The following is a 15097-nucleotide window of genomic DNA, read 5'->3' as shown; positions in this document are numbered from 1 at the left end:
AACCTTCCTTGATTAATCCGTTCTTCTACTCCTGTATCCGGGCGATTACTACTACCCTGACTGCTTACCGGACTTTCCATAGTTCCCGTATTCTCGCGCTGCTTCCTGCATGGCCAGGAAATTTTCCGGTTTCACTTTACTGTGGATAGAATTGCTGGAAGCCAGGATATAACGGCCGCCGGGGGCTACCCGGTCAATCACCCTTTTGACCTCCTGCTTCAATTCCTCGACGCTGTACTCCGTCAGGGGCTCGGCGCAGCTGATGCCGCCGATAACCGTCAGTTGCGGATGGCGGTTTTTCACGGCCAGCATGTCCATGCCGGCGCCGGGGTCCAGGGGATGCAGGCCGTCCAGGCCGGTGGTCACCATATCATCGACAATGGCGTTGATGTTACCACAGCAGTGTTTCAGGCAAAAGGCGCCTTTGGCCTTGACGGCCTGGACTACTTCCTTTAATCCCGGCAGGAAAAACTCGCGGAAATGCTGCGGCGATACCAGGGTGCTGGTGCTGCTGCCGTAATCGTCGCCCAGGATGATAAAGTCAGCGCCGAGGTCGATGGCCCGTTCAGCGATGGCGATGTTGTGATCCACGGAAATCCGCACCAGTTTTTGCACCAATTCCGGGTTTATAATCAGGTCCATGAAGAGCTGTTCCATGCCCCGCAGGTAAACGGGGTAGTTAAAAGAGTCGTGGAGGTGCATGCCTACCAGCTTTTTGCCCTTAAAGCGCTGCAGCAGGGCTTTGAGCTGGACATAGCGCCTTTCATCATAGGGATCGGGCGGGGTGTAATTTTCAATATCGGCAGGTTTCTTGATGGGGCCTTCCAGGGGGATGGAAACCACCTGCTCGCTGTAGCGGCGGACAATGCCCCATTCGTTGATAATAGTGCGGCTGGCAGGATCAATAACCTTTTCGGCATATAGTTTAGAAGGGGTACCGGTGACGACTATATCCAGGCCCACGTATTCACAGAAATCAGCATAATCGTCGCTACCGGTGATAGCCTGCATGACCGCCGGGTCGATCATCAGTTCAAAGGTTGGCACCCGGTCGGGGATTTCCCCTTTCAGGGTAGCCACGGCGCGTTCGTAGGAATTCAAATTAACTTCCTCCTTTTCCCTGCTTAACCGGAAACCCTCATTTCCGGGGCAGCCCATCTAGCTGGACGGGTTTTAATGTGTATTACTTGAACCTGGCGGGCCAGGGTTTCCAGGCTGATGCTGTTCTGGGGCCCGGTGCGGCGGGCGGCAAGCCAGGTGCCGGCGGCCACCGCCAGGGGCACGGCCTCCGCCAGGCCGGTCTCTATACATACAGCCCGAGCCAGGACGGCTACCATCGCGTCACCGGCGCCAACGGTGCTACCAACCGCCAGCAGGGGCGGCTGCGCCCACAGGGCCTGGTGCCCGTCCACAGCCACCGCCCCCAGGGCGCCCAGGGAAATGACCACCATTGCCGCCCCGGCCTGCCGGATTTTTATCCCGGCGCGGGCGGCGTCTTCAGGTGTAGAGATATGCTCGCCCAGCAGGGTTTCGGCTTCATACTTGTTGGGTTTTACCAGCAGGGGCCTGGCCGCCAGGCCGTACTCCAGGGCCTTCCCCTCGGCATCCAGGATGACAGCAATGCCGTATTTCTGTCCCTGGCGAATTAAGGTGGCATAGAAATCGCCAGGGACGCCCCCGGGCAAACTGCCCGATAATACCAGCAACCGGCAACGGGACAGCAATGCATCGAGCTTCTGCTCCAGAGCGGTTAAATCTTCCTTCCTGACGATAAACCCGTTTTCATTGATTTCCGTTTCAGTATTTTTGACAGGATCAATGACCTTCAGGTTGATCCTGGTTTCTCCTTCGACTTCAATGAAATCCGCAAGAATGCCTCTCTCCTGTAAGGCCTCTTTAATCAGAATACCGTTATGGCCGGCCAGGAAACCGGTGGCAATAACCGGATAATTCAGCTTATGTAAAAATTTAGCAACATTAATTCCTTTCCCGCCAGGCTCGTAACACACCAAACGGGCACGGTTTGTTTTGGCAGGCTCAAAGTTTTCGACGACAACCGTCTTGTCCAGGGCCGGGTTCAAAGTAACCGTAATGATGGGTGCAGGCAATAATGACCCCTCCTGGTAGTTCAATCTCTGGCGGCGACGATTACTTCCACGCCGCGTTCCTTCAGGCGCGCCAGGTCCTCTTGCGGGGCACCGGGATCGGTAATGAGCCGGTGAATGGCCGTTATGGGGCAAACAAATCCCAGTGAGGTGCGGCCGAACTTGCTGTGGTCGGCCAGGACAATAACCTCGCGGCCAGCTTTGACCATATTCTGTTTGGTCTGCGCCTCGTAGATATTGGGCGTAGTCAGGCCCCGCTCGACATCTAAGCTATTGGTAGCCAGGAACACTTTATCGACGTATAAACCCAGCAGGGTATTGTCGGCAATGGGACCGACGGAAGAAAGGGTGCGGTGACGCAGGTGGCCGCCGGTGAGAATTAAATCGATGGCTTCAACGAAGGCCAGTTCCCAGGCTACATTGAGGGCGTTGGTCACCACTGTGAGGGCCTGTTTTTTATTCGCCTTCAGCAAGCGGGCCAGCTGTAAGGTGGTGGAACCGGCATCCAGTAAAATAGTATCGCCGTCAGCAATCAAATCCAGGGCGGCCCGCGCGATGGCCTTTTTCTCTTCCAGGTGTTCTTCTTCTTTCTCTATAAGAGTTGGTTCAAAGGAAGCCGTGGTAATGCTCACGGCACCGCCGTGGGTACGTTTCAGGAGGCCGGCCGCTTCTAATTCCTGGAGATCACGTCGGATGGTTACTTCGGAAACTTGAAAGAGCTCGCTTAATTCCGCTACTCTCACTGCCGGTGTATGTTCCAGGATTTCTATTATCTTTTGTTTGCGTTCGCTTGCGAACATATATTGCTTTATACCTTTCATATTTTTTCATTTTCTTCGCTTATAGTTTACGATTATTTACTTTTGATGTCAAGATCATTTTAACGAAAAAAATCGTAACTTAATAGTTAAAAAGGCAACCATTACCGGCTGCCTTAATCAATCTTCATGTCTTGCAATTGACAGGACAAATAAGTCCCAGAAAGATCCTGTGACTGTGATAAAGTGTCATTTAGCACATTAAATTAACCACCGTTTTTCAAATTAAAGTAACTCACGCCGCCGGCACAAACTGCAAGATTATCAAATTACAGCACCCCAAATTCTCAGGAATTGCACATTAGCACAATAAAAGCCACAAAGAAAAAAGCCGCTCAACGCGGCCTAAAAAGAAGGGGCCTTGAACCGTTCCGCCAATTTTTTATCAAGGGCAGCCAGGCGTTTTCTCTGGAAATCAAATCCTTGTTCCAGTTGCAACTGGCAAATAAAGCTGTAATAATGGGGTTCCTCGCGGGCGGTATAGAAAGACTCCAGGTATTTTAGCAATTCAGCGTAAAGGTCGCGGGCGAAATCCAATACCGGGCGTTCCAATTCCTCACCGTAGGAACCAGAAGTATTCGCCCAGAGGACGAAAGCCAGGATCTCCAGGAGACTTTCCACGTCTCTGGGGGAAGCAAGCTTAAGCATAGCCACCACCCTTAGAGGCCAATTTCGGCAGCTGCCTGGCGGACCACATCAGCACTAATCAGCTGGGCTTTAAGCTGGGCGCCCCAGAGGAGGGAAGTCAGGGCCAGGTTGTTCACCAGGCGCGGCCAGCCGCGGGAGCGAGAAGCGATGGCCTCGACGGCAGGCGGCTCAAATAAAGGCCTGGTAGCCCCCACCAGGGATAAATGGTGCTCCAGGTAGGCGCCCACCTCCTCACGGTTTAAAGGTTCCACCTGGAAGCGAACCACCAGGCGTTGGGCCAGAGACTGGGTCTGGTTCAACTCCAAGCGGCTCAACAAAAAAGGCAAGCCGGCCAGGACCAGGATAAAAGGATTAAAGGCGTCCATGGCGAAATTAAAGAGCAGGGCCAGGTCCAGCAGGAATTTGGGGTTAGCCAGGTGCATCTCATCCAGGATGAAGACGGGCGTAATCTTTTTATCCCGGAAGAACACCTGGACCGCCTGCTGGATCTGGTGAAAAAGGTCAATCTTGCGGAAAGACGGTTCTTCCCCCAGGCCCCGGGCCAAACCGCGGTAAAAATCCATGACCGTCCCTGTGGCCAGGGGCAAATAAATAACCTTAAAGAGGGCCGGGTTTAAATTAGCACAAAAGACCCGCAAGGCAAAGGTCTTACCGGCTCCCGGTTCCCCCACCAGGACCCCCATGCCCCGGACGCGGGATAAATACTCCAGCCGGGCCCTCGTTTCTTTTAAACTGCAGGAAAGGAAGGCATCCTGGGGTTTTAGCTCCTTGCCAAAAGGAGCCCCTTTTAAGCCATAAAAAGCCTGGTACATTCTAGTTTTGGCCCCCTCCCTGTAAGCTGGCAAAAGAAAGTTTGCTCTCCCGCTTTGCCCGGGCGTTAACACTGAGCGCCACCGGCTGTGCCACCGCCACCTCTTTACCGGCCACAAAAATCAAGACCCGCTCCAGTTTTTCCGGGTCAAAGCGCACCTCCACCCGGTTGCCGATAAATTGAGGCGGCACCTCAAAAAGGCGCTTGTTAATGGAGATAGTAGCATCATGATGTACCCGCCGTTCCTCCCGCTTGAAAAAAAGCGGCTCCAGAACAGCCGGGTCGCTCACCATCTTAACCTGGCTGAACTGGGACATAAACTTATCCAGGGGGCTCATACCCAAAGCACTGTGGACCTGGCGGTGATAATCTTCCTCCAGCCACTGCCAGAAAGAGCGGTTCAAGTTATCCAGAGATTTAAGGTGTTCATCTTTAACCAGGGGCAAGAAACGCTGCCTGACGGTCAAGAAGAACCTTTCGATCTTACCCTTGCTCTGCGGGTCATAGGGTTTAGTATTGATCAAGGCTATCCCCAGGGCCGCGCAGGCCAGCTGCAGCTGCTCCGAACGATAGATTTTACCATTATCCACGTAGACCATCTGCGGAATGCCCCGGCGTAAGATAGCCTCCTTGAAGACCACCTTCAAAGACTCAAACTTCTCGGAAGTAAAAAACTGGGCAAAAGTCACCAGGCGGGAACAATCATCGATAAAAGCAAAGAGGAAAGTAGCCACCTTTTTGTTGCCAACGCGAAGGTAAGGCCCGGCCGCCACATCCCCCTGCCAGAGGGTATTCACCGTATCATAGGCAAAGCGTTTCCGTTCCGGCTCCCGCCGCATCTCCCGGCCTAAAAGCCCCCTGGATTTCAGGAAACGGTAAATGGTAGCGTAAGAAACGGCGTCCGGTAAAATAACACCTTTAGCCACCAGTTGTTCATAAAAGACAGAAGCCGGACAGGAACGCTCCTCCTGGCGCAGGGCCAGGAGTTGCTCCTGTAACTCCGGGGATAAGGCCCGCGGCCTTCCCCGGTCAGAACGCCTTTTCGGTTTTAACCCCTCAAACCCCTCGCGGCGGTAATCCCTGAGCCAGCTGGCAATGGTCTGGGGGCTATAGTCGCAGAGGCCATAATACGGTACTTCATGGGGTCTGGCCGTAATACTCTCCAGGTAGGCCTTCCTGCTGGCTACCTGACCCTGCAACAACGGCGCAATCAAGCTAAAGCGAAAAAGAGCGATATTTTCCCGGTCCTTCTCGTCCATCACAACCCCTCCCCAGGATTTAAGGTTAACCGGTCCGGTCATTTACCAGTTTAACCTTAACCTGTCCCCCAGGACAGGCAAAAGGTGTGTGGTGGCTAATGTAGCAGGGAGGCTTTACGGAACCGGGGAAAGCATGGTAAAATTAATTAGCCATAAAATTGCGCCGGAAATGATTATGGAACCTTTGGGAAAAGGTTTCGGCGTTGGGGAACGCGGCAATCATTTCCAGCAATTTTATGGCCCTTTGTTTAAATTCCGGCGGGATTATTTCCTGGTAACCCTGCTCCCGGAAGAAGGCCTGGATGCAATTCATGTTCTTCGCCCAACGGCGGCGGTAGAACTGGAGCAGCTGGTAGTAAATAAGGAGGCGGGCCTTGGAGAAGAAATATATGAGACAGTCCAGAATGAACTTAAGGGAATACTGGTAATACGGCAGGAGAAAGGAAGGCAAAAGAGAGAAGGTGTGCCGGCAGGAGCGGCACCAAAAGCGGCAGATGGGCAGCTGTAGCCACTTTTCCGAGTCACTACCGGCATTACGCCAGTAAAAACCATGCCGCTTTAGAGCCTGCCGGGCCATACAGATAGGGCAAGACTCTATGACGGGAAACTCATTTTTCTTACCCCGGGCAGCATAATCCTCCAGGGAAATACCGAAATTGTATACCAGTTGCATAAACAGCCCCCCAGAATAATTTGCTAAAATTATATCACTTTGGGGGAACTGTTACATGTTATCTCGATATTTTAAATTGATAAAGTTAGGACTAGTTTTAAGGATGATAGTGTGCTAAATGACAATAAAGCTCTATCCAACATTGCCACTACAAGTATTTAGATGGTGTATAATACTTGCCCACTATACACCATTATACTATAATGATACTGAGAAGGAGGTAAATTCATATGCCCCAAATCAAGATGGTAAGACGCCAGTTGTATGTGCCTGTTACCCTGAATAAAGAATTAAAAGAATTGTCCCGACGAGCCAGGGTTTCTGAATCGGAAATCGTTCGCCGGGCGCTGATCATGTACCTTGAGCAGGAAAAGCGGCGTAATACACCTCCGGAAAAGAATCCGGTATTGAAGGCGATAGGAATTTTTGCTGGCGAAACGAGCCCCTTTACAGCCAGCGAAAGGCATGATGAAATAATATATGGCCCGGGGTATCCGGAGGCAAATCAATGAAAGTATTTGTCGATACAGGTTTATGGTTTGCTTACCTGGTCCGGAGCGACCAGCATCATGACGAAGCCGCTCAGGTGATGTTATCCTTACAAGCCGAAGGCACCCTGCTTATCACCTCTGATTTGATCCTATCTGAAACTTATACTTTACTGATGCGCAAGTTAAATACAAAGGCAGCCCTGCAGTTCCTTGATATAATAAAGCAGCAAGTTGAGGAAGGATTTACCGAAATAATCTGGGTCGATAAGGAAATTCTGCAGGAAGCGCGTAGGCTCCTGGAGAAGTTTTCCGATCATTCCCTAACTTTAGCCGACGCTACCAGCGCCGCTATTTTGCGGCTTAACAACATCCCTCGTATCGCCACCTTCGACCGCCATTTCAAGACAGTGCTGACGCATTAACAAAAAAGGCCTTGCGACATCTGGATAAAACAGAGGTTCCGAGAAAATTTTATCGCAAATAGGACTGGACAGGCACGAGCCAATCTGAGAAAATAGCCTTGGAGAAATAGCGAGGTGAAATTTCAGATGGACGTGCCTTTTTGGATTGGGGATAGAGAGTTTACCGAGGCGGATATCAACTTAATACGCGACACAGTAGAGCGATTTTCCCGATTAAGCCGAGAAGAAATAGCGGCGACCATATGTGAGAATTTGCCCTGGAAGGCTCCGAATGGGCGGCTAAAGATGGAAGCCTGTAGAAAGCTGCTGCTAGAATTAGAACAAAAAGGGGTCATCACCTTACCACCGCTGCAAAAGAATAAGGTGCGCCAAGTCGGCGGAGAGCGACTGGGAACTGCGATACAAACACGGCTCGAGGCCAAACTTCAAGAAGTGGCGCCGGTTACCATAGATCCAGTCACCCCTTTAGAAAGGGCAGATTGGAACGCCACGATGGCGGCTTACCATCCTTTAGGGTATGTTCGTGCCATCGGGGCGCAGCAACGGTATTGGATTCGGGTGCAAGGAGCCAATGGCCGGGAGATAGTAGGGGCGATGTTGTTTGGCGCCGCCGCCAAGGCTCTGGCAGCGAGGGATCAATGGATCGGCTGGACGGCCGAGGAGCGTCGGCGTTACCGGCCCAGGATTGTCAACAACAACCGCTTTTTGATCTTACCGGAAGTCCATATCCCGCACTTAGCGAGTCACGCTCTTGCCCTGGCGGCCCGCCGGATCAGGGTGGACTGGCGGGAACGTTACGGCTATGAACCTGTTCTTTTAGAAACCTTTGTGGAACCGGAATACCAGGGTACCTGTTACCGGGCGGCCAACTGGATATATATAGGCGAGACCGCCGGCCGCGGGCGTCAAGACACCTTTAATCAATATGCCGTTGCGGTCAAAGCAATCTGGGTGTACCCCCTGGTACGTAACTGGCGCCGGCGGCTGGTGGAACCCTTCCCGGAGTATATTGAAGAAACCTTAGACGAGGGAGGGGAATAAATATGGCCTTACGGCATCCCGAAACCCTCCACCCGGCGACCCTGGCCAATCGTAAAAATGCCTATATCAACAGTGCCAAGGAGGGCGCCGAACGGCAAGGGGCGTTGGCGGCACAATTGCCGGTATGGCGTTCACAGTTACCGCAATTGATGGAGAAATTCGCCCGCCTACCAGACCCCAGGCGGCCGGGAAGCATCCGGCATAAACTGGTCGTACTCCTGACCTTCGCGCTGTTTCTATTCATCTTCGCCTATAGTTCAAGGAGGGAAGCCAATCGAGAACTGACCCGACCCACCTTTTGGGAGCTATTTAGGGAGGTATTTCCGGAGATTGAAAGTATCCCCCATATGGACACCGTCAATCGTCTGTTGGAAAAGATCAATCCGGAGCAACTGGAAGGAGTTCTGGTGCAAACAATCAAACGACTGCTGCGTAACCGGCAGCTCCAGGCATTACTGGTAGAAAAGCATTATATAGTACCTGAATCCGTGATAATAACAACTGGGTAGAACTCGCACTAACAGTAAATGGTATTAACAGTTATATTTAACATCTGCTGATACATTGAATTGGGTCTAAAGTTGATTATGTGGACGAAGGCTATTTACTCTTACCTTGGGTCCCCTGGATAAGGGAATAACAAAGTAGACCTCTCGTCCTAAGAGGCTTGGAGCCTGCTTATACAGCTAACTGGAGCTAGAAGTTCTGTATTAAGCCAACGCTTTATATAGGTACCGGAAAGCTGGATACCACGGGCTGTGCTGCCCAAATCGTAATTTGACCTGCCGGGCGTGGTGAACCAGCCGGGACGCTATGGTAATCAGGTTTTGTATAACGGTACGCAGCCGCCGGCGTTGAGCTTTCTTATTGCGCAGCGGTACCTCCTTTAGCGGGAGGCTAAACTGCCCCAGAAGCCTTAGAATGTTGTAGGCGAAAACACCCAGGTGTAGCACCAGGTCATTGGTGGCAAACTTGCCGCTGGGCAGCCGTTCCAGGTCTAAATCGTTTTTGATTTCACTGTGGAATTGCTCACTGGTGCCGTGGTCGTGGTAGAGGGTAATGATATCCTCCACCGGGTCGGGTAAAGTGGTCCAGTAGGTTTCGACCTCAATTTCCGGGACCAGGAGAAGCTGGCCGTTTCGTAATATCGTCCGCTCGGTGACCTTATACACCAGACGGACAGGGGTGTCAGCACCCTCGATTTTCACCATCTGGTGCCCCCGATAGACGGTTTTTCCCTCCCGTTCTAGGGTGGCGGTACCATTTTCCTTGGCAATGGCCAGCCAGGCCTCCGGCGTTTCCTTGCGCAGGTTACGCTTAATGATAAAATCGGCTTTGATTTCCGGGTCCAAACAGACCTGGAGATTATCCTGGCTGTCATTACCGCCATCCATCCGTACTAAAAGTGGCAGCGAAGTGATAGCGCGAGCAAAGGTTAGAGCTTGTCGCAGGAACTCCGGCGTCCCTTTTTGGCAATGCTGTTTCCCGGCCCGCAGTTCGGTATGGACGCAGTAGCCTTCCCTACCGAGGTAGGCGAAGATAGGCGCATAACCGTCGTAGCCCTTATAGGTCCTGGAAACACCCTCTTTCTTGGAATTTGAATTATCAAAGGGAGTAACATCAATATCCAAAGGGACATATTGGCGCTTTAGTTCCCTGGAACCCAGGGTAACAGGAGTTACCGGTGCCTTAAGTTTCTTAAGGAACCTGGCCGTTTCCTCGAGGATAATCTCCTGGTAGGGTACACTATGAGCTATCATATCCAGGCGCTGGCGCAGGGTAGGGCTTGAAGGCACATCCTGAATACCCAGCGCCGCAGCGAAGAAGGGGTCATCCCGAAAAAGCTCAATATGGTCAAAATCACTGCGACCCTGGCAAAGCAGGCCCACGTAAGAGGTGATAACATCCCCGTGAGAAATATCCGGAGAAGAAACACCAGGTATCCGGGTCTTATTTAGCCTGAGTTTCAGAGCAGTATGATCAATGATTTCCCCCACCAGAGCCAGTCCGGCAACGGGGGTAAGGTGTTCATCAGACTGTTCAATGATGAATTTCATGGCCGCACCTCGCAGGTGAACATGGATTCGTTTGCCATCCAGCCTATTATACCTTATTTTTCGCGAGGTTTTGAGCCATATCCAGATATTTTGTTATTGGGTTGTCACGGATTCAGGTAGTAGCCATCGATGGGACCCAGAAGATAGCGCGCCGGTGGCCCTGGGCTAAAGAAGCCCTCCACCGTCAACGTGGGGAAGAGGTATCATATGCCGCTTATGCTTTAGAAGCAGTCCTGGTCGGCCCCCAGGGGGTAACCATCCCCTTACTCACGGAGTTCTGTGAAAACCCCGCCGGCGAGGACATCATATTCACCAAACAGGATTGCGAATTAAAAGCCTGTAAACGGTTACTGGTACGCCTGCGTAAAGCCTTTCCCAAGTTACGCATGATGATAGTAGCTGACGGCCTGTATGCCAATGGACCAATAATGGCCCTGTGCCGCCAATTACATCTGGATTTTATGTTTGTTCTGCCTCAAGACCGCCTGATAAGTGTTGCGGAAGAGGCGCAGGCCATTAGAAAACTGGAAAAAGACCAGACCCTAAAGTACCGGTGGGGCAATCGGGAGCAAAACTTTTGGTGGGCCAACCACATCGACTACGAGTTCCGGGAAGTTTCCGGGTCCTTACGACGGTTAAAAATCCATGTGGCGGGATGCACAGAGACATGGGAAGAGAACGGTGCCAAGAAGGAGGCCCACTGGATGTGGGTATCCTCACGGCCATTAACGAAACAAAATATAGTCGCCCGTTGCAATAAAGCGGCCCGCCACCGCTGGGACATCGAAGAAAATATCCTGCTGGAAAAGCATCAGGGCTACCAGTACGAACACGCCTTTTCCCTGAACTGGACGGCAATGAAAAACTGGCATTTGCTCATGCATCTGGGGCATCTGTTGAATATCCTGACCTTACATACAGAGGCCTTGATGAAAAAAGTACAGGAATTGGGCCTAAGGGGAACCATCAGGTTTCTCCGGGAAACCTGGATGAACCGCTGGCTTAATCCCGACCAATTGCTAGCCCTTTGCACCAGAGCCCCCAGGATACGGCTGGCCCTTTAATATTTTTACGCCAGTTGCCATTTAATCCCTACCCACAAGCCCCCTTAAGGGGTGGCTTACTTTGCTGCACCTTTTTTTACCCCCGCTTTTCCCTCCCAAACTCCCGCAGACATAAAAAGCCCTTTTTCCCGTCTTGGTTTCTTATCACATCGCCTGGTCGCCTGTTTTTTGATCTTTAAACCCGTTTTGAAATAAGTTCATGCGTCAGCACTGATTTCAAGATAATGAGGTTTTCTTCACTTCCTTAAACCTCGAGACTATTCCGCCTCTGGCCTTGCCGGCAAGGCGGAGATGGTGCCGGGGCTTCATCGGCATGATTCAAGGAGCGGCAAAGCTAATAGCCTTGCCGCTCCTTGGGGTGCAGCAATCACGGTTGTCCGGGCGGCTGGTAGGGGGCGGTAGGGTCCTCGCCGTTGTGGGAGTGAAGGTACTTGATGTACTGGGCCACGTAGTAATTAAACCCTGTCATGGCCCTGCTGCCGGCGGCCGTGTTCCATGCCGTTTTAACCTCGCTGTTCTCGCCGTGCCAGGCGGCCACCGCGCGGGAGAAATAGCCGCGGACTTTCTTCTGGTTCATGGTATTGGGATTCACAGGCACAAGATACCGGCGCGCATAATTAATACCCTTCCATTTACCGAATACCAGGGATTTCCCCACAGCGCCGCTGGCATCCATGGACATTAGGGGCGCTGTTACTCTGGCCATCTTGCTCACCTCCTTTCGCCCCCATTCTAACAGGGAGCCGGAGGTGATGGCTAATTGCGTAACCGTCCGGGACCGGGACGTTTTTCTCGTTGCCGGTAGAAGGGATAAAAAATCAGGTGGTTACCGGTCCGGCCACCGGCGTGTCTTTTTCGTAATCCGTAAAAATCTTAAAGTTGCGCCGCCCTCGTAAAGCTACTGCAGGTTAAACTATATTTAACGCTTTATTCCGGACCCTCTCCGCTTTCTCTCCACTTTCTCTCCGCTTTATGGACATATGGAGCATAAAGTATGTCTAAAATCAAAGTGCCGGGGAGGGCCGGGGTAGCCGTCACTACAGGCACCGGCTTCGACCGCAACTGCGAGGGTTATCCGGGCGTGGCTACGTCCTCCAGGCTGCTAAAGTAATCACGGGGGGTACAGATGCGTACACCTGCAATAACCTGGCCACGATAAGGGGCAAAATGACGTAAATCCCCTGTAATGAGATGGGTTGCCCGGGCCTGGATCGCAGCTACAAGTACAGGATGATCCTTAACCGGTAGATTAATTGGACAGGGAATGGTGATGTCGGCCTCGGGAACGATTCTAAGTTGCGCCACCAGTTTTTCCAGGCGTATTAAATGTTCCTGTTGTTCAAGGTTACGCCGGGCTTCTTCGATTACATAATTGGAGGCCAAAAGCCGACAGCGATTATGGCGTTCCCTTTCCCATAACTGGTTTAGCGTAGGACTGCCATAAGCGGCGGAAAATAATACATTGGCATCCAAAAATAGCCGGTCCATTAATTATCTTTTAACCTTTCATGGGGGATATTAGCTGGATCCAATCCCAGCCGGCGTACCTCCTCGACGGCCCAGGCATAATCTTCAGGTGTTATGCAATTATTTAAAAGAAATTCGGCCTTACGTTCAGGACTATAAATTTCTACGGGCAGGGCTACCGCCGGGCGCAATAATATCCCTTCCGGGCATGCTTCGGCTATCATCAAAGCCCCTTCTTTCAAGCCGTATCTACGACGCAGGCTTGCCGGAATTACAACCGTACCCCTTTTACCTATTTTTGTGGTTTCTGTTAGAGCAGCGTTCATGATCCCACCTCCGAATATCAGTATATCAGATGAAGGTAAGTTCTGCAAGCGGTTGAATTAACACTTGCAGGTCATGATGGCGACGGACGATAGTTATTTTAAACTTCCATGCCCCTTGCGGCAATGATATACATGGCGTGAGACCAGAGGAGGGGGTTGGCGATGGGCCCCCAGCGCTCCAGCCAGTAGTGGTAGTGGGCCTCGGAAGTAAGGTTTTCCGGCACCTGCTCCGGCAGGAAGCCGTTGGTATCGGCCCGGGCTTCCACCCAGGCCAGGAGTTTCCGGGCCGGGGCTTCTTCCCCCCGCAGGCGGTAGTACCAGGCCAGCCAGGCGGTGAGGAGCAGCCACTGCCCGCCGCCGTAGTAGGTATCTGCAGAATAGCGCTTGACGCCACCGGAACAAAGTTCGGTTGCGATCCTGGCCACCGTCTCCCGGAAGACGGGATCATCCAGGCTGCAGAGGCCGAAGGGTACTCCCAGCCAGAGGAGATTGGCATCAACGGCATCCTGCCCGGCAAACTTTACCCAGTGACCGTCCCGGATAAACTCACTCCTGGCCAGTTCAGGCAGCCGTTCCAGTACATCTTCTACCTTTAAAACCAGCCGTCCCGGATTTTGCTCCCTTTCTGGTTCCCTGCCGGCGTCGTGGAATCCTGTTTTTCGGCTTTCGTCCTCCAGCCAGGGTAAAATGGCCTGCAAGCCGCCATATATGGCCGCCAGGGTGGAGGGGTGGCGGTAATCACCGTATTCCTCCCAGCAGTCCAGGCAGGGGTGCTGCCAGAGGCCGGTGAGGTAAGGCACCACCAGGTCAACGGCCCGGCGGTAAATATCTTCCCAGGGGCCGCCGGCCCGCAGGTGGGCGGCCAGGCCCCAGAGGTAGGTGCCGTAGCCGTCCAGCTGGAAATTGCCCCAGGGCTCCCGGCCTTCTTCCCCGGCCAGGGTATAGCGGGTATGGAGGCAGGTGGCATCCCCTATGGGCTGGCCCCGGGCCACGGCCGCCATGGCTCTCTCTACCTTGTAGCCATGGGCGATAATGGTGCGGGCTCCAAAGCGGTAAAAGCCAGCGGCTGCTTCCCTTTCCCCGACCAGGTCCAGGGCGCGGGCGCTAAAGGTCCCATCCCGCAGCCAGGCGTAATTATAGGGCGGGTAATCAGGAGCCGCAGGAAAAGCACCCGTAGGTGACTGGTAGGCTTTCAAGATATCTATGCTGCGGGCAAAAAGTTGACCTGCTTCCATAAAGTCTCCCCGGTAGTTCTTGATAATTGGCTGAGTGAAAGAAAAGAAGGGCTGTCGCCAGCCCTCTTATTTTATCATCGCCAGGAAATAGCGGTGTACTCGTAAATCTTTAGTCAGTTCCGGGTGGAAGGCCGTCGCCAGGAGGTTCCCCTGGCGGGCCATGACGGACTTGCCCATAAAGGTGGCCAGGGATTCCGCCGGGGGCTCAACCCTCTCCAGGTAAGGAGCGCGGATAAAGACGGCATGAAAGGGCTCCTCCCCCAGGACGGGGATCTCCAGGTCGACCTCAAAGCTGTCCACCTGGCGGCCATAGGCGTTGCGCCGGACGCTGACGTGCATCAGCCCCAGGCGGGGCTGGTCGCTGCCGATTATATCTTTGGCCAGGAGTACCATCCCGGCGCAGGTGCCGAAGACCGGCATACCGGCTGCCGCCAGTGACCGTACAGGTTCCAGGAGGTTGAACTCTTCCATTAGCTTGCCGATGGTTGTACTCTCGCCGCCCGGTATGATCAGCCCGGCAATACCTTCCAGTTGCCTTTCCCGCCGGATCTCTATACCTTCCACACCCAGGGCCGCCAGGGAGGCAATATGCTCCCGGAAGGCGCCCTGCATGGCCAGCACACCGATTTTCATTTTACTCGCCTCTTTATCCCCTGAGTACATTAAATTGTAACGATTGC

At 52.9% G+C, this 15097-nt stretch carries 18 protein-coding genes; 5 read left to right on the top strand and 13 right to left on the bottom strand.

Translation table 11 applies throughout. The features are described 5' to 3' along the window. Positions 1 to 51: 51 nt before the first annotated feature. The 7 genes from MGLY_RS06520 to MGLY_RS18765 form a co-directional block, all read right to left on the bottom strand. On the bottom strand, positions 52 to 1101 hold the full coding sequence (locus tag MGLY_RS06520) for a uroporphyrinogen decarboxylase family protein (protein ID WP_170290948.1): 1050 nt from the start codon (positions 1099 to 1101) through the stop codon (positions 52 to 54). 23 nt (positions 1102 to 1124) lie between these two features. Next, complete coding sequence (gene pfkB, locus MGLY_RS06515; protein WP_170290947.1) at positions 1125 to 2108, bottom strand: 1-phosphofructokinase; 984 nt, start codon at positions 2106 to 2108, stop codon at positions 1125 to 1127. Positions 2109 to 2128: 20 nt separating this feature from the next. After that, the gene (locus MGLY_RS06510; RefSeq protein WP_156272590.1) at positions 2129 to 2905 is read right to left on the bottom strand and encodes a DeoR/GlpR family DNA-binding transcription regulator; all 777 of its coding nucleotides are present in this window, start codon (positions 2903 to 2905) and stop codon (positions 2129 to 2131) included. Between the two features lie 363 nt (positions 2906 to 3268). Then, complete coding sequence (locus tag MGLY_RS06505) at positions 3269 to 3571, bottom strand: hypothetical protein (RefSeq protein ID WP_156271580.1); 303 nt, start codon at positions 3569 to 3571, stop codon at positions 3269 to 3271. A gap of 11 nt (positions 3572 to 3582) precedes the next feature. Continuing rightward, positions 3583 to 4383: an ExeA family protein gene (locus tag MGLY_RS06500; protein WP_156271579.1), complete on the bottom strand. Its 801-nt coding sequence runs from the start codon at positions 4381 to 4383 to the stop codon at positions 3583 to 3585. Position 4384: 1 nt separating this feature from the next. Next, positions 4385 to 5641: a helix-turn-helix domain-containing protein gene (locus MGLY_RS06495; RefSeq protein WP_156271578.1), complete on the bottom strand. Its 1257-nt coding sequence runs from the start codon at positions 5639 to 5641 to the stop codon at positions 4385 to 4387. Positions 5642 to 5783: 142 nt separating this feature from the next. Next, the gene (locus tag MGLY_RS18765; RefSeq protein ID WP_422880105.1) at positions 5784 to 6218 is read right to left on the bottom strand and encodes a DUF6431 domain-containing protein; all 435 of its coding nucleotides are present in this window, start codon (positions 6216 to 6218) and stop codon (positions 5784 to 5786) included. 326 nt (positions 6219 to 6544) lie between these two features. Between MGLY_RS18765 and MGLY_RS06485 the strand changes: the two genes are divergently transcribed. The 4 genes from MGLY_RS06485 to MGLY_RS06470 all read left to right on the top strand — a co-directional run bounded on the left by MGLY_RS06485 (position 6545) and on the right by MGLY_RS06470 (position 8777). Then, positions 6545 to 6826 carry a ribbon-helix-helix protein, CopG family gene (locus tag MGLY_RS06485; RefSeq protein WP_156272589.1) on the top strand — a complete coding sequence of 94 codons (282 nt, stop codon included), beginning with the start codon at positions 6545 to 6547 and terminating at the stop codon, positions 6824 to 6826. Continuing rightward, on the top strand, positions 6823 to 7227 hold the full coding sequence (locus MGLY_RS06480; protein ID WP_156272588.1) for a type II toxin-antitoxin system VapC family toxin: 405 nt from the start codon (positions 6823 to 6825) through the stop codon (positions 7225 to 7227). The genes MGLY_RS06485 and MGLY_RS06480 overlap by 4 nt, the downstream gene beginning before the upstream one ends. 285 nt (positions 7228 to 7512) lie before the next feature. After that, a complete protein-coding gene (locus MGLY_RS06475) occupies positions 7513 to 8268 on the top strand; it encodes a Druantia anti-phage system protein DruA (RefSeq protein ID WP_246187429.1) in 756 nt (251 codons plus the stop codon). Between the two features lie 2 nt (positions 8269 to 8270). Next, complete coding sequence (locus MGLY_RS06470) at positions 8271 to 8777, top strand: transposase family protein (RefSeq protein ID WP_156272586.1); 507 nt, start codon at positions 8271 to 8273, stop codon at positions 8775 to 8777. A 201-nt stretch (positions 8778 to 8978) separates the two neighbouring features. On the opposite strand, the gene MGLY_RS06465 is transcribed toward MGLY_RS06470, so the two are convergent. Continuing rightward, a complete protein-coding gene (locus MGLY_RS06465; protein ID WP_156271486.1) occupies positions 8979 to 10325 on the bottom strand; it encodes an IS1380 family transposase in 1347 nt (448 codons plus the stop codon). A gap of 101 nt (positions 10326 to 10426) precedes the next feature. Here MGLY_RS06465 and MGLY_RS06460 point away from each other — a divergent pair, with 101 nt between their 5' ends. Beyond that, positions 10427 to 11389 carry a hypothetical protein gene (locus MGLY_RS06460; RefSeq protein ID WP_156272585.1) on the top strand — a complete coding sequence of 321 codons (963 nt, stop codon included), beginning with the start codon at positions 10427 to 10429 and terminating at the stop codon, positions 11387 to 11389. 367 nt (positions 11390 to 11756) lie between these two features. Here the strand turns inward: MGLY_RS06460 and MGLY_RS06455 are convergent, their stop codons facing one another. From MGLY_RS06455 to pdxT, 5 genes are all read right to left on the bottom strand, one after another. Beyond that, positions 11757 to 12095, bottom strand: a complete 339-nt coding sequence (locus MGLY_RS06455; RefSeq protein WP_156272584.1) for a hypothetical protein — start codon at positions 12093 to 12095, stop codon at positions 11757 to 11759. Positions 12096 to 12460: 365 nt separating this feature from the next. Continuing rightward, the gene (locus MGLY_RS06450) at positions 12461 to 12877 is read right to left on the bottom strand and encodes a PIN domain-containing protein (protein WP_156272583.1); all 417 of its coding nucleotides are present in this window, start codon (positions 12875 to 12877) and stop codon (positions 12461 to 12463) included. After that, a complete protein-coding gene (locus tag MGLY_RS06445) occupies positions 12877 to 13182 on the bottom strand; it encodes an AbrB/MazE/SpoVT family DNA-binding domain-containing protein (RefSeq protein ID WP_156272582.1) in 306 nt (101 codons plus the stop codon). Before MGLY_RS06445 ends, MGLY_RS06450 begins: the two co-directional genes overlap by 1 nt. 98 nt (positions 13183 to 13280) lie before the next feature. Then, on the bottom strand, positions 13281 to 14417 hold the full coding sequence (locus MGLY_RS06440; RefSeq protein WP_156272581.1) for a glycoside hydrolase family 15 protein: 1137 nt from the start codon (positions 14415 to 14417) through the stop codon (positions 13281 to 13283). Positions 14418 to 14483: 66 nt separating this feature from the next. Then, positions 14484 to 15050, bottom strand: a complete 567-nt coding sequence (gene pdxT, locus MGLY_RS06435; RefSeq protein ID WP_156272580.1) for a pyridoxal 5'-phosphate synthase glutaminase subunit PdxT — start codon at positions 15048 to 15050, stop codon at positions 14484 to 14486. Between the last annotated feature and the right edge of the window lie 47 nt (positions 15051 to 15097).

It is taken from the genome of Moorella glycerini (assembly GCF_009735625.1).
Lineage (GTDB): Bacteria > Bacillota > DSM-521 > Neomoorellales > Neomoorellaceae > Neomoorella > Neomoorella glycerini.
Note: the sequence above shows the minus strand (reverse complement) of the source record. Positions and strands in the feature narration are given on the sequence as shown.

Excerpts from the sequence above, each read along its gene's own strand:
- MGLY_RS06480 (WP_156272588.1), top strand. The coding sequence starts at position 6,823 with ATGAAAGTATTTGTCGATACAGGTTTATGGTTTGCTTACCTGGTCCGG.
- pdxT (WP_156272580.1), bottom strand. The coding sequence starts at position 15,050 with ATGAAAATCGGTGTGCTGGCCATGCAGGGCGCCTTCCGGGAGCATATT.
- MGLY_RS18765 (WP_422880105.1), bottom strand. The coding sequence starts at position 6,218 with ATGGCCCGGCAGGCTCTAAAGCGGCATGGTTTTTACTGGCGTAATGCC.
- MGLY_RS06505 (WP_156271580.1), bottom strand. The coding sequence starts at position 3,571 with ATGCTTAAGCTTGCTTCCCCCAGAGACGTGGAAAGTCTCCTGGAGATC.
- MGLY_RS06500 (WP_156271579.1), bottom strand. The coding sequence starts at position 4,383 with ATGTACCAGGCTTTTTATGGCTTAAAAGGGGCTCCTTTTGGCAAGGAG.
- MGLY_RS06465 (WP_156271486.1), bottom strand. The coding sequence starts at position 10,325 with ATGAAATTCATCATTGAACAGTCTGATGAACACCTTACCCCCGTTGCC.
- MGLY_RS06445 (WP_156272582.1), bottom strand. The coding sequence starts at position 13,182 with ATGAACGCTGCTCTAACAGAAACCACAAAAATAGGTAAAAGGGGTACG.
- MGLY_RS06455 (WP_156272584.1), bottom strand. The coding sequence starts at position 12,095 with ATGGCCAGAGTAACAGCGCCCCTAATGTCCATGGATGCCAGCGGCGCT.
- MGLY_RS06510 (WP_156272590.1), bottom strand. The coding sequence starts at position 2,905 with ATGTTCGCAAGCGAACGCAAACAAAAGATAATAGAAATCCTGGAACAT.
- MGLY_RS06495 (WP_156271578.1), bottom strand. The coding sequence starts at position 5,641 with ATGGACGAGAAGGACCGGGAAAATATCGCTCTTTTTCGCTTTAGCTTG.
- MGLY_RS06475 (WP_246187429.1), top strand. The coding sequence starts at position 7,513 with ATGGAAGCCTGTAGAAAGCTGCTGCTAGAATTAGAACAAAAAGGGGTC.
- MGLY_RS06485 (WP_156272589.1), top strand. The coding sequence starts at position 6,545 with ATGCCCCAAATCAAGATGGTAAGACGCCAGTTGTATGTGCCTGTTACC.
- MGLY_RS06440 (WP_156272581.1), bottom strand. The coding sequence starts at position 14,417 with ATGGAAGCAGGTCAACTTTTTGCCCGCAGCATAGATATCTTGAAAGCC.
- MGLY_RS06470 (WP_156272586.1), top strand. The coding sequence starts at position 8,271 with ATGGCCTTACGGCATCCCGAAACCCTCCACCCGGCGACCCTGGCCAAT.
- MGLY_RS06450 (WP_156272583.1), bottom strand. The coding sequence starts at position 12,877 with ATGGACCGGCTATTTTTGGATGCCAATGTATTATTTTCCGCCGCTTAT.